Source organism: Sporosarcina sp. resist (genome assembly GCF_014302295.1).
GTDB classification, from domain to species: Bacteria; Bacillota; Bacilli; order Bacillales_A; family Planococcaceae; genus Sporosarcina; species Sporosarcina psychrophila.
This window is the reverse complement of record NZ_CP060287.1, coordinates 4,814,507-4,826,734: the sequence shown is the minus strand read 5'-3', so window position 1 is coordinate 4,826,734 and position 12,228 is coordinate 4,814,507. Positions and strand designations below refer to the sequence as shown.

At 41.1% G+C, this 12,228-nt stretch carries 12 protein-coding genes and 1 other annotated feature; of the genes, 9 read left to right on the top strand and 3 right to left on the bottom strand.

The features are described from left to right. Positions 1-16 precede the first annotated feature (16 nt). The 4 genes from H7992_RS23195 to tatC are packed head-to-tail and all read left to right on the top strand — an operon-like array spanning position 17 to position 3,582. Positions 17-775, top strand: coding sequence for a gluconate 2-dehydrogenase subunit 3 family protein (locus H7992_RS23195; RefSeq protein WP_187046172.1), 759 nt, complete (start codon positions 17-19; stop codon positions 773-775). Between the two features lie 14 nt (positions 776-789). Continuing rightward, positions 790-2,502, top strand: a complete 1,713-nt coding sequence (locus H7992_RS23190) for a GMC family oxidoreductase (protein ID WP_187046171.1) — start codon at positions 790-792, stop codon at positions 2,500-2,502. Positions 2,503-2,523: 21 nt separating this feature from the next. Further along, entirely contained in the window at positions 2,524-2,724 is a 201-nt protein-coding gene (tatA, locus tag H7992_RS23185; protein WP_187046170.1) for a twin-arginine translocase TatA/TatE family subunit, read from the top strand. A 12-nt stretch (positions 2,725-2,736) separates the two neighbouring features. After that, positions 2,737-3,582, top strand: coding sequence for a twin-arginine translocase subunit TatC (tatC, locus tag H7992_RS23180; RefSeq protein WP_187046169.1), 846 nt, complete (start codon positions 2,737-2,739; stop codon positions 3,580-3,582). Positions 3,583-3,679: 97 nt separating this feature from the next. Here tatC and H7992_RS23175 read toward each other — a convergent pair whose 3' ends face one another. Beyond that, entirely contained in the window at positions 3,680-3,826 is a 147-nt protein-coding gene (locus H7992_RS23175; protein ID WP_187046168.1) for a hypothetical protein, read from the bottom strand. 164 nt (positions 3,827-3,990) lie between these two features. Here H7992_RS23175 and H7992_RS23170 point away from each other — a divergent pair, with 164 nt between their 5' ends. From H7992_RS23170 to H7992_RS23150, 5 genes are read left to right on the top strand one after another with little or no spacing between them, the layout of a single operon-like run. Beyond that, positions 3,991-5,565 carry an ABC transporter substrate-binding protein gene (locus H7992_RS23170; protein ID WP_067213623.1) on the top strand — a complete coding sequence of 525 codons (1,575 nt, stop codon included), beginning with the start codon at positions 3,991-3,993 and terminating at the stop codon, positions 5,563-5,565. Beyond that, complete coding sequence (locus H7992_RS23165; RefSeq protein ID WP_187046167.1) at positions 5,555-6,523, top strand: ABC transporter permease; 969 nt, start codon at positions 5,555-5,557, stop codon at positions 6,521-6,523. The genes H7992_RS23170 and H7992_RS23165 overlap by 11 nt, the downstream gene beginning before the upstream one ends. Next, complete coding sequence (locus H7992_RS23160) at positions 6,524-7,336, top strand: ABC transporter permease (protein WP_187046166.1); 813 nt, start codon at positions 6,524-6,526, stop codon at positions 7,334-7,336. Then, positions 7,329-8,078, top strand: a complete 750-nt coding sequence (locus H7992_RS23155; RefSeq protein WP_187046165.1) for an ATP-binding cassette domain-containing protein — start codon at positions 7,329-7,331, stop codon at positions 8,076-8,078. The genes H7992_RS23160 and H7992_RS23155 overlap by 8 nt, the downstream gene beginning before the upstream one ends. A 27-nt stretch (positions 8,079-8,105) precedes the next feature. Then, positions 8,106-8,834, top strand: coding sequence for an ABC transporter ATP-binding protein (locus H7992_RS23150; RefSeq protein ID WP_187048025.1), 729 nt, complete (start codon positions 8,106-8,108; stop codon positions 8,832-8,834). Positions 8,835-8,956: 122 nt separating this feature from the next. Here H7992_RS23150 and H7992_RS23145 read toward each other — a convergent pair whose 3' ends face one another. After that, positions 8,957-10,336, bottom strand: a complete 1,380-nt coding sequence (locus H7992_RS23145; RefSeq protein ID WP_187048024.1) for an alkaline phosphatase — start codon at positions 10,334-10,336, stop codon at positions 8,957-8,959. Between the two features lie 179 nt (positions 10,337-10,515). Further along, positions 10,516-11,754 carry an MFS transporter gene (locus tag H7992_RS23140; protein WP_187046164.1) on the bottom strand — a complete coding sequence of 413 codons (1,239 nt, stop codon included), beginning with the start codon at positions 11,752-11,754 and terminating at the stop codon, positions 10,516-10,518. 65 nt (positions 11,755-11,819) lie between these two features. Continuing rightward, positions 11,820-12,073: a binding site (T-box leader), on the bottom strand. Positions 12,074-12,228 lie beyond the last annotated feature (155 nt).

Below are 12,228 nucleotides of genomic sequence, written 5' to 3'. Positions count from 1 at the left end.
CTGAGGAGGATAAAGGATGTCAGTGGATAAAAAAGGCTTATCGAGACGGGACTTTCTGAAGACAACGGGAATTGCAACAGGGGCTCTCGTGGGAGGGGGTCTCATTGGAGGCCTTGTCGGGTACAACGTCAACAAGGAAGATAAAGTTGCTGGAACTGGTGATCATAAAGGAACAGGCGGAGAGCAAGCCGCTGTCAGTAATCGAGGTTTGATGTTCTTTACGAACATGGCAGAGTTCAGTGTTTTGTCTCAAGCAGTTGAACGGATTTTCCCGGAAGACGATCTTGGTCCTGGTGCAATTGGACTCGGGGTTCCGTATTTCATCGACAACCAATTAGCGGGCAATTACGGAAGTAATGCGAAGGAATATATGCAAGGACCGTTCCCTGCGGGTGAAGCGACGCAAGGTTACCAAAGTAGACTGACACGTGCAGAGATTTTCAAACAAGGAGTCGTAAGGATGGAAGAGGAAGCAAAGACGCGGTTCGATAAAGGTTTCGCTGATCTCGAGGGAGGACAGATGGACGAAATCATTACCGCATTCCAAAAAAATGAAGTTGATATGAAAGGCGTGTCATCTGAATTTTTCTTTAAGCTTCTTCGTCAGGCTACACTTGAAGGTGCCTACGCAGATCCAATCTATAATGGCAACGTGAACATGGATGCTTGGCGGATGAAGGAATTCCCGGGCAATCAAATGACCTATATAGCCGAAATTGAAAATGAAAAGTTTGTGAAATACGAACCACTATCACTTAGCAGTATGGAACATTAAAGGGGGAATAGTGAATGGCAACAACATTGGATAAAGTCGATGTCGTTACAGTTGGTGTTGGATGGACAGGTGGTATCATTGCTGCTGAATGTGCAAAAGCAGGACTGAAGGTTGTCGGATTGGAACGTGGAAAGGAACGAAGTACAGTAGACTTTTCGAGGATACATGATGAGTATCGTTATGCAATGCGTTATGATCTGATGCAAGACTTATCGAAAGAAACAATTACTTTTAGGAATCATCAAAAAATGAGGGCATTACCTATGCGACAAATGGGATCTTTTCTTCTTGGGGAAGGACTCGGAGGGTCGGGGACGCATTGGAATGGACAAACATGGCGATTTTTGCCTTACGATTTCGAAATCAAATCAATGACAGAAAAGAAATATGGAAAAAACAAACTATCAGCCGACTACCTGCTTCAAGATTGGGGCATTACCTATGATGAGCTAGAGCCATATTTCGACAAATTTGAAAAGACAGCAGGTTTATCAGGTGAAGCCAAAAATCCTTTCGCGGGGAAACGTTCTTCTGATTACCCAACACCCGCAATGAAAAAAACACCTATTCTGAAAAAATTTGAAACGGCAACAAGTAAACTCGGATATACACCTTTCATGTTACCATCTGCAAACTTGTCGGAGGCCTATACAAACCCTGATGGTGAATCAATATCAGCATGCCAATACTGCGGGTTTTGCGAACGGTTTGGTTGTGAATACGGAGCAAAGACATCACCGGAAATAACGGTCATTCCAACAGCAAGGAAAACTGGAAACTTCGATGTCCGTTTCCATGCGAATGTTGTAGAAGTTTTGAAAAAAGGTAATAAAGTGACGGGCGTAAAATATATCGATAACCAAACTGGAGAAGAGTATATCCAACCTGCAGAAGTTGTTGTGCTTACGAGTTATGTCATGAATAACGCAAAACTATTAATGGTGTCAGGCATTGGAGAACAGTACAATCCACAGACGCAAAAAGGGACCCTTGGCAAGAACTATGCATATCAAATTCTTCCTGGTGCTACAGGCTTTTTCGATGAACAGATGAATGTATTTATGGGAGCCGGATCTCTTGGCATGACAATCGATGATCTGAATGGGGATAACTTTGACCACAGTGATCTGGATTTCATTCACGGGGGGAGTATCTCCATGACTCAGACAGGTACACGCCCGATCCAGACGAACCCGGTGCCGCCAGACACACCTATCTGGGGTGCCGAATTTAAGAAAGCCTCTATTCATAACTATACAAGGACACTTAACGTCTCAACAGAAGGGGCTTCGATGCCGCACAAAGAAAACTTTATGTCGCTCGACCCGGATTACAAAGATGCATACGGTATTCCATTACTCCAGTTGACGTACAATTTTACTGACCAAGATCGAAATTTGCACAAATATTTAATTGAAAAGACAACTGCCATTATGCAAGAGATGGGCGCGAAGACAGTCATGGCTGGAAATCCAATTACAAATTATGATATTGTTCCGTATCAAACAACCCATAATACAGGTGGAACTATTATGGGGGCGAGCCCGGATAATAGTGTTGTCAACAATTACTTACAACATTGGGACGCTGAAAACCTATTTGTTGTTGGCGCAGGTAACTTTGCGCATAACAGCGGCTACAATCCTACGGGGACAGTTGGTGCGCTCGCTTATCGCGCAGCAGAAGGAATTGTTAAATACAGTAAAGCTGGTGGGTCACTTGTGTGAAAATGAAGGGAGACTTAGGCAATGAGTTTAGCGAGTATTGGCGTACCGGGTTTAATCATCATTCTTGTTATTGTTCTCATCTTGTTCGGGCCGAAAAAGTTACCCGAAGTGGGAGCCGCGGTAGGGAAAACACTTGCTGAATTTAAAAGGTCAGCGAAAGATATTATGGAGGATGAAGAACCAGTAACCCCAAAGGAAATAAAGAAAACGGATCAACTATAAGCAGGTGAAAGTATGGATCCATACGGAGATCATAGTCGTAAAATTTTAAGTCCGCTTGATAAAGTCCAAGTCGAAAAGGCGAAGATTGTTATACCCGTCAAACCGGAAATAGAATCTGAAATAACTCGGGATGACAAGGTCGTGGAAAGCAATCTTGAAGCTGCTCCGTCTCTTGTTGACCATCTCACAGACCTAAGAAAACAGCTCGTCAAAAGTGCAGCTGTTTTCCTTTTTTTTCTTATCGCAGTGTTTTCGAGTATCAATTTATGGTTCCCGTATATTACCCGCGGCCATGAGCTAATCATTCTTGGACCACTCGAAGTTGTGAAGTTTTATATGTCGATTTCCACAGCACTTGCATTGGGTTTATCAATCCCTTTTCTCTGTCATTTTCTCTGGCAATTTGTAAAACCGGGACTTAACGAACGGGAAAGCCGGTTTCTAAGCATGTATTCGCCTGTAATGTTACTGCTTTTCCTTATAGGTGTATCATTTGGTTATTTTATCGTCAATCCGCTTAGCTATAAGTTTCTTGTCTCATTGGGAGCCGTGAATTTTAATGTAATGGTGTCGGCGCAAGAATACATCAGTTTCTTGCTAATGACGACTATGCCAATCGGGATATTATTCGAGTTACCAATTGTTGCGATGTTTTTGGCGGCAATCGGGTTACTTACAGCGGAATCAATGAAAAAAGTGCGTAAATGGTCGTATCTTGCCATCGCAATAATTTCGGCTTTGATTACACCGCCGGATTTTGTGAGCCAACTCATTGTACTGATTCCAATGGCGTTGCTTTACGAAGCGAGTATCTTTATTGTCCTGTATACGGAGCGTCGAAATGCTGTTGTAAACTAATGCTATATTCGACATTTTCACAACAAAAACGGCAACCTATTTAAGGGTTGCCGTTTTTGTGCAAAAGTTTTTTCGCTTAATCGTTTATAAAACAATTTTACGAATTACTTTGCGATTCGCTTTTCTTGGAAAGTGTACCTGTGAACGATTCAACCTGTTTCATCAGCTTGTTCCTAGCATCTTTATTTCTCATTAAATATGCTGCGCCAAGTCCAAGTGCTGTCACGGCCATCTTGTTCATCATATAATCACCCTCCTTATTTTTTTGTTCATGATAATATGCCCGAGTTACAGGATTTTAGTCGGAAAGTCTGCAAGAAGATTGTTCCAAACTGCGTTAGGTTAGACATTGAACATCCTGCTCTTTATAATTAGTAAGTATAGAATTACATTTTTTTGGAGGTTACTATGTTTAGAAGGAAAACAAATGCATATATTATTTTTATTGCTATTTTACTCGTTATTGCGGGTTGTGGAAACAAGGAGAAAGAAACTTCGAAAACAAAAGAAAACCGACTTGTCTATGCGTCGGAAACTGAATTTGAAGGGCTTAATCCGCTACTGGAAGAAACGAACCTGGATGCGCTTTTATTCCGCGGTCTGATACGGTTCGATGAGAACAATGAGCCAACAATGGATATCGCTGAATCATATGAACTATCACCGGATAAGCTAACGTATACGTTTAAATTGAAAGAAGACATTACGTTTCACGACGGCGAACCACTTACTGCTGACGATGTGATTTTCACAATTGAGAGCATACTAGACGATAATAATGCTTCGTTTTTGAAGTCGGATTTCACGGAAGTGGATTCGGTGACAAAAATTGACGACTACAAACTTGAATTGAAACTTAAACGCCCATTCACGCCGATGCTTGATAAGTTAACGGCTCCAATTTTGCCCAAGCATGCTTTTGAAGGCGTTGAGATGAGGACAGCTGAATTCAATAGTCATCCAATCGGCGCGGGTCCATATATGTTTGATAAGTGGGACCGTGGCAACAGTTTAACGTTAAAAGCCTATAATAATTTTCATGGAACAAAGCCTTCTATTGAAAAAGTGATTTTTAAATTCATTCCGGATAGTAATGTCCGTGCATTGCAACTCAAGTCTGGAGAAGTCGATATTGCACTACTCGACCCGGTCCAAGTTGAAGAGTTGGAAAAAGAAAAGAATATTAAAATTTACGATATTGAATCTGCGGATTACCGCGGTATCCTTTTCAATACGACCATTGACTTGTGGAAAGATGTTGACGTGAGGCGCGCATTTAGCTATGCGATTGATCGCGCTCAAATCGTCAAAGGTATTTTGAAAGGATACGGGACAGAAGCGTATTCACCACTTCAAAAACATGCATTTAACAATGAAAATGTAGAGAAGTATGCATACGACATTGAAAAAGCAAAAGAGCTTCTAGACGGAGCAGGCTGGAAAGAAGAAAAAGATGGTTTCCGTTATAAAAATGATGAAAAATTGGCGTTTACGATTACGGCACCTGTATCGGATACAGTACGCGTAAATATGGCGAACTATGCTGCCGAAGGATTCAAGAAAATTGGCGCTGATGTGAAAGTAGATGCGCTTGACTGGAGTGCCATTACAATCGAAGATGCAGAAGCATTCATGGTCGGGTGGGGTAGTCCGTACGATGCGGATCATCATACACATATTTTGTTCCATACGGATCAGTCGGTTTTGACGAGCTCTGGTTATAACTACGGTAGCTATTCGAATGCAAAAGTAGATGAGCTACTTGAAAAAGGCCGTTTTTCGACAGATGCTGAAGAACGCAAAGCAATTTATATGGAGTTTCAAGCTGAGCTTGCGAAGGACCCTGCATTTGCTTATATCGCGTACGAAGACGCGGTTTACGGGATTAATAAAAATCTAAGCGGTGTGAAAGAACGAATACTTGGCCATCATGGATCTGGTTTCCTCTGGAATGTTGAGGAGTGGACGTGGAATGACCGTTAAATGGATTGGGAAGCGAATGATGATGGGGATAATTGTCCTCCTCATCGTGAGCTTCCTCTCTTTTTTCATCATGCATGCAGCTCCCGGTGATCCGGCAGCGGCTTTTTACGGAGGGAATGCACAAACATTGAACGCGGCTGAAAAAGAACGAATCAGCCGTGTTTTTTCGCTTGACCGACCTGTCATTGCGCAGTATGGTACGTGGTTAGCGGAAACAGTGAAAGGGAATTTAGGTGTTTCGTATAAAGAAGGGCGGCCCGTATCGACAATTCTTATGGAACGGCTGCCAAATACATTACTTCTTTTCGGCGTGACGCTATTTTTTATTAGTATAGGTTCAATCTGGCTTGGAACGACAGCGGGCATGAAGGCTGGATCTGTGTGGGATAAAGGATTATCGACAGTCAGTATTGTGACTTCTTCAATTCCAGCGTTTTGGCTTGGTATTTTATTTATTTCATTATTTGCAGTCAAACTCGGCATACTTCCGTCATCTGGAACAGGAGATATTGGCGGTGAAGGTGGATTTTTGGATAAATTGCGTTATCTACTCATGCCTGCAACTGTTATCATTTTGACTCACGTTGGAATTTATGCACGCTTTCTCCAAGAAAGCATCAAAGTAGAAAGCCGTAACTATTATGTAACGGTAGCACGTGCCAATGGTGTAGCGGAGCAAGTCATTCGAAAAGGGATTTTGCGCAATGCATCTATTCCCTATTTGAATTATATCGGGATGACCATTCCTTCATTTGTTGGCGGGTCGATTATCGTAGAATCGCTCTTTTCATGGTCGGGACTTGGTCAACTAACCGTAAAAGCGGTGGTTACGAAAGATTTCCCATTGTTGATGGGTGGTATTTTACTAACGGGTTTAATCGTTGTCATAAGCCTTTTCGTTATTGACCTCATTACGTATTTATTGAATCCGAGGCTACGGAAAGGGGATGTGCGATAAATGAAATCAAAAAAAGCATTGATTTTTTGGTGCGTTGTCCTCGGCGTTATCATAATCCTAACTACTTTTGCAAGCTTCCTTTCATCGTATGAACCAAATGACATGAATCTCGATAAAGTATACGTCTCCCCTGGGGAAGGTCATCTGTTAGGAACTGATCATCTTGGACGCGATGTCTTTTCACGTCTTTTAGAGGGCGGTAAAGTAACGCTAACTGTTGCAAGTATTTCTGTACTAGTATCGCTTGTTATGGGTGTTCTATACGGCGGAATTAGCGGCTATATTGGTGGATTCGTCGATATTGTTATGATGCGGTTTTTAGAAGCGCTCATTACGATTCCTTCGCTTATTATTATTTTAGCGTTTCAAGCATTCATGCAAGGCGGAATGTGGAGTATGGCTCTCATTATTGGCGTTACAGGTTGGTTGGTTACCGCACGTATCGTTCGCTCTGAATTTATTCGATTGAAGGATGCGGAATTTGTGAAAATGGCGATAATGTTCGGAACACCGATGTGGAAAATTATCTTTAGTCATATGCTTCGCAATAGTATTCCGGCTATATTCGTTGTTACATTGTTTAACTTTGCAGGAGCTATATTCATTGAAGTGTCGCTTAGTTTTCTGGGGATTGGTGTACCACCAGCGATTCCATCATGGGGTAATATGTTGTACTATGCGCAAAATGATATCCTAATTGGGGCTTGGTGGATTGGATTGTTCCCAGGCATAATGATTTTCATTACAATACTTGCGATTAACTTTATCGGTGAAGCGTTGAAAGATCCGGAACGGAGGCGTTTAAATGCTTAGGGTACATCAATTGTCGATTGATATCGATGGTAAATCGATTGTGCGTAATAGTTCGTTTTCTGTTCCACTCGGAAAGATTACTTCCATTATTGGTGAAAGCGGCAGTGGGAAAAGTATGACGGTTTCCGCACTGCTCGGAATAGTACCAACAGGAGCGAAGGTAACTGGACAGGCTATATTTAACGATAAAAACTTGATTACGGTTTCGGATAGAGAAATGATGGAAATTAGAAAAAAACACCTATTTACAATTTTCCAAGATGCGGCGAACAGCTTTAATCCCTCTGTGAAGATGAGGCATCAACTTTTTGAGTTTTCAGGAAGAAAAACGGGCGATACAATTGAAGAATTTCGAGTGAAGATGGAGGGCATTTTGGATGATCTTGGCCTTGCATCGGAAATCATGGAACAGTATCCATTCGAATTATCGGGCGGTATGTTGCAACGATGTATGATTGCGTGTGCACTGTATATGGAACCGGCCCTTTTAATTGCAGATGAACCCACTTCTGCACTCGATATGGTGCTACAAAAGGAATTCATTGGGCTGCTAAAGCGATTGAACGAGCGGCATGGAACAACAATTCTTCTTATAACGCACGACCTGGATATCGTTGCAGAGGCGGCACATGACATGATTGTTATGCGTCATGGTGAAGTTATTGAAACTGGCAGTGTGGTGGAGGTATTTGATTGTCCTAAGCATCCTTACACGAAGCTTTTGTTGGATAGTAGGTTTTAAAGGAATGGAGGTGTGACGGTGTTAGTGATGGAAAGTGTATCAAAAAGGTATGGTAGTGGAACTAAAGCGAAAGAAGTCCTTCGTGCAATCAATCTCACAGTTGGAGAAGGTGAAATCGTTGGGCTTGTCGGGGAAAGTGGAAGCGGGAAAAGTACGCTGACACGTGTAATTATGCAACTTGAAGCGCCTGATGACGGAACAATTTTATTCAATGGTTCGCTCGTCACGAGGCAGTCCCGAAAAGCATTTTACAAAGGGTGCCAACTCATCTTTCAAAACGCATCGGCTGCCCTCAATCCATTATGGACTGTACGTGAAATCTTGATGGAACCGCTTCGTAATAAGAAAGGGGACCGGGATGCTCATATTCGACGCATGCTCTGCAAGGTAAAGTTAACGGAAGCTCATTTACATAGACGTCCTTCCGAACTGAGTGGTGGAGAAAGGCAACGTGTTAACTTGCTCAGATCAATTCTCGTTGAACCTAAACTACTCGTATGTGATGAAATCATTTCCAGTCTGGATCGATTGATTCAAAAAGAAATTATTGATTTACTAATAGAACTTAACCGTGAAACCGGCATGGCCTTACTTTTCATAGCGCATGATTTGCAAGCTGTTGCGTATATGTGTGACCGGCTATATGTGATGAATAACGGGGAGATTGTCGATGAAAGTGTGAAAGTGGAAGGTAGATTCGATTTTACACATCCGTATTCGGTAAGACTTTTTGGGGCGGAATTTAGGAGAGGATAAAAGGGGGGAAACGGTGTAATTTCATTTTACTAAAGAAAGGTTCGGGAATAGATCACTCGGGCTTTTTTTGTATGAAAAAATAAACCCGTTGCTTCAATGGAAGCAACGGGTTCTGACTAGTATTACTGACTTTTATCCGTATCTAAAATGTTGAATATGATTTGTGCATGGTCTGTATTATCGAGTAACCCGGCAAAACGATCTTTAGATGGACCGAAAGCATACACAGGTACGTCTTCACCAGTATGTCCACCTGTTGTCCAACCTGTATAAGAACGCTTGTCAAAAATTGATTTGATTGCGTTATTGATATCACTCGCTTTTTCACCAGCAGTTTTAACAGATTCGATTTCAACTTCTGTCAGTGGTAATAACTCTTGATCAATATAGCTTTTTAAGGTTTTCTCGACATCAGCACCATTAGCAATTTCATCTGCCATGAAGGACGGTGTCCGTTTTGCGGCTTTGATTGTATCAGTGAGCCAGTTATAATTACCGTCTGCACCTATAGAAAATCCACCTGTAGAATGGTCAGCAGTTGCTACGACTAGCGTATGCTTATCTTTTTTTGCAAATTCAATAGCTGCATTAAATGCTTTTTCAAAGTCTTCCATTTCGCTCATTGCACCAACAATGTCATTATCGTGGCCAGCCCAGTCAATTTGGCTACCTTCTATCATAAGGAAGAAACCATTGTCATTTTTACTTAAGCGATCGATTGCTGTAGTAGTCATTTCTTCAAGTGAAGGGATATCATCTGGACGATCAATCATTTTGGGAAGACCGCCAGTAGCAAATAACCCTAGAATTTGATTATTAGTATCCTTTAACAGTTCATCTTTAGTGGTTACATAGCTAAATCCATCTTTTTTAAAGGATTCTGTAAGATTCACATCTGAGCGCTCAAAATTTGATTTCCCACCGCCTAGGAGGACATCAATTTTATGCTCACCATTGATTAATTCATTGTAATAATCATCGGCAATTGCATCCATATTTTTACGGTTTTCATTGTGAGCACCGAATGCAGCAGGCGTTGCATGAGTAATTTCTGAGGTAGCAATAAGTCCAGTCGATTTGCCTGTTTCTTTTGCAGCCTCTAAAACAGTTTTTACGTTAGATTTGTCGTTATCCACAGCAATTGCGGCGTTATATGTTTTTACACCTGCAGACATTGCAGTTGCAGCGGAAGCGGAATCTGTTATTGTTTGTTCAGGATCTTCTGGGTAAGTCATTTGCTGACCAACGAGGTAGTTGTCAAACGCTGTCTTCTCAACAATAGGTGTAGTAGGATCATCTTTCAAGTAACGATAAGCGGAAGTATAGGATACGCCCATTCCATCACCAATGAGGAAAATCACATTTTTGATTTCTGCATTGTTGTTTAGTTCTGCTTCATTTGCCTGGGCGCTTGGATTAGTGATTGCACCACTCCAACTTGCGACCAAAACAGTAGAAAGAACTGCGATGGGGATAACTTTTTTAAAGAACTGCTTTTTCATCAATGTAAAACCTCCTATTTAATCTACTATCAAATTTAACTATAAAGTGAAGTTGTTAATCTAACATGAAGGACATGTAAATTTGTGTTAATAGTTTGTAAAGAAATGAAAGGTTGTGCAATCGATCTTAAATGATGAGATAGGAATGTCCAGTGGCGTTGTAACAAAGGATCTAATATTTAATCTACAGAGGCAGTCGAGTATAGTTTTGCCTTTGAAGGACGGATGTTAAAAAGAAACAGTGTAATGGAAATCACCAACATCACAAATGTCCCTACAATGACAACATACTGAATAGAAATGAGTTGAGCTGCCACGCCAGCTATGGTCGTTGCAAGTATGATTAAAACAGCTTCAATTAATCCGTAAATACTTCCGACTCTCCCCATCACATCGACTGGGATATTGTTTTGGTAAAAGGTATGGAAGCCTGTATTCGCAAAGGCGAGAGAAAAGGAAAGAATGAAAAACCCAATAGCTGCCATGAAAAAGATAGTGGAAAAAGCGTAAACAATATAGCCGATAGAAACGAATAGGGAGCCTAAACCGATTAACAAAGAAGTCGATGATTTAGTGGCAATCATCGTATTAATAATTGCGCCCATTACGATCCCCGCTCCCGCTATGCTGACTAAAAAACTATATTCACTATCCGATAAAGAAAGGACCTCTTTAGCAAATGCCACTTCAAGTGAGTCAATAGCTGTAGCCATGACCATTACACAGCCAAAAAGAAAGTAAATGAACATGATATAGGCGTAGCGACGACTAAAATTAAACACAACAGTCCAATCTTGCTTCACTACTTCAAAAGATATTTTTTCATCGGTACTATTAAACTGTATGTGTTTTTCGAGGTTGGGCATCATCATAGTGACTAATCCTGATAATAATAAAGCGATTGCGTTCATGTAAATGGCAAAAATGGGTGTGCCGATGATAAATAACAATCCCGCTATAGCTGGCCCAATTAGAAAGCCTCCAGAATCGATTAAACTGCGTAATGAATTAAACCGTTTTCTATCCTTAGGGGGAATCAGTTTTGTAATATAAGTCATAGATGTCGGGTCAAATATAGAGCGTGCTATATTGATTAAAAAAACGACTAGATAGATCGACCAAAGAGAAGAAGGAAAAGATAAGGTAGCGATAAATACCGCACTAACCAGGTTAAGAGTGACCATTAAATTACGTTTATTTAACCGGTCTATGACGCTGCCTGACCAAAAATTTGTACATAACGTAGCCAAAGGTTTAAGGATATAAAGGACAGCCACTGCAAGCGGAGAACCTGTTTTCTCAAGGATAATCAAATTAAGCGCAATTAAATAAATCCAGGCGCCCACATTAGAAATGCCAATTCCAGCTAACAACATTAAAGGATATTTCCAAGATTCAACTACGTTCCCAAGCCTCATTTGATTTTCCTCCTCTATCATTCATTTTTTGACAATAAAAAAATCCCACCCCCAAGACCTTAAGTCTTGAGGACGAGATTGTATCAATCGTGGTGCCACCCCAGTTTATTACGATGTTTCCATCGTAACCTTATCAGGTACGGCAAATAGATGCGTATACCCTGGCTCTATAACAGGAGCTCCTGTCACTCTATCCCCATTGCTGGTTCCGGAGTGATGCTCAGAGACTTGTTTCGATAACGCATTCTTACTCCTTTTCAGCAACCGGAGCTTTCTGCAAAGAATGAACGTTAGCTACTCTTCTCTTCGACGCATTTGATTTTTATAGATAATAGCACTCTTAGGATGAATTGTAAATAGAGAATTCAATCTTATTTGTTAATAAAATTAGGGGAAATATCGTAATTTAGGACTGATAATACGGGCTATATATGTTGAATTAAAGAATTTCATTGAATTTACTGTGGCGCTCAA

What these genes read in the sequence shown, in the direction of transcription:
- H7992_RS23195 (WP_187046172.1), top strand. Translation starts at nt 17, where the DNA reads ATGTCAGTGGATAAAAAAGGCTTATCGAGACGGGACTTTCTGAAGACA.
- H7992_RS23190 (WP_187046171.1), top strand. Translation starts at nt 790, where the DNA reads ATGGCAACAACATTGGATAAAGTCGATGTCGTTACAGTTGGTGTTGGA.
- tatA (WP_187046170.1), top strand. Translation starts at nt 2,524, where the DNA reads ATGAGTTTAGCGAGTATTGGCGTACCGGGTTTAATCATCATTCTTGTT.
- tatC (WP_187046169.1), top strand. Translation starts at nt 2,737, where the DNA reads ATGGATCCATACGGAGATCATAGTCGTAAAATTTTAAGTCCGCTTGAT.
- H7992_RS23175 (WP_187046168.1), bottom strand. Translation starts at nt 3,826, where the DNA reads ATGATGAACAAGATGGCCGTGACAGCACTTGGACTTGGCGCAGCATAT.
- H7992_RS23170 (WP_067213623.1), top strand. Translation starts at nt 3,991, where the DNA reads ATGTTTAGAAGGAAAACAAATGCATATATTATTTTTATTGCTATTTTA.
- H7992_RS23165 (WP_187046167.1), top strand. Translation starts at nt 5,555, where the DNA reads ATGACCGTTAAATGGATTGGGAAGCGAATGATGATGGGGATAATTGTC.
- H7992_RS23160 (WP_187046166.1), top strand. Translation starts at nt 6,524, where the DNA reads ATGAAATCAAAAAAAGCATTGATTTTTTGGTGCGTTGTCCTCGGCGTT.
- H7992_RS23155 (WP_187046165.1), top strand. Translation starts at nt 7,329, where the DNA reads ATGCTTAGGGTACATCAATTGTCGATTGATATCGATGGTAAATCGATT.
- H7992_RS23150 (WP_187048025.1), top strand. Translation starts at nt 8,106, where the DNA reads ATGGAAAGTGTATCAAAAAGGTATGGTAGTGGAACTAAAGCGAAAGAA.
- H7992_RS23145 (WP_187048024.1), bottom strand. Translation starts at nt 10,336, where the DNA reads ATGAAAAAGCAGTTCTTTAAAAAAGTTATCCCCATCGCAGTTCTTTCT.
- H7992_RS23140 (WP_187046164.1), bottom strand. Translation starts at nt 11,754, where the DNA reads ATGAGGCTTGGGAACGTAGTTGAATCTTGGAAATATCCTTTAATGTTG.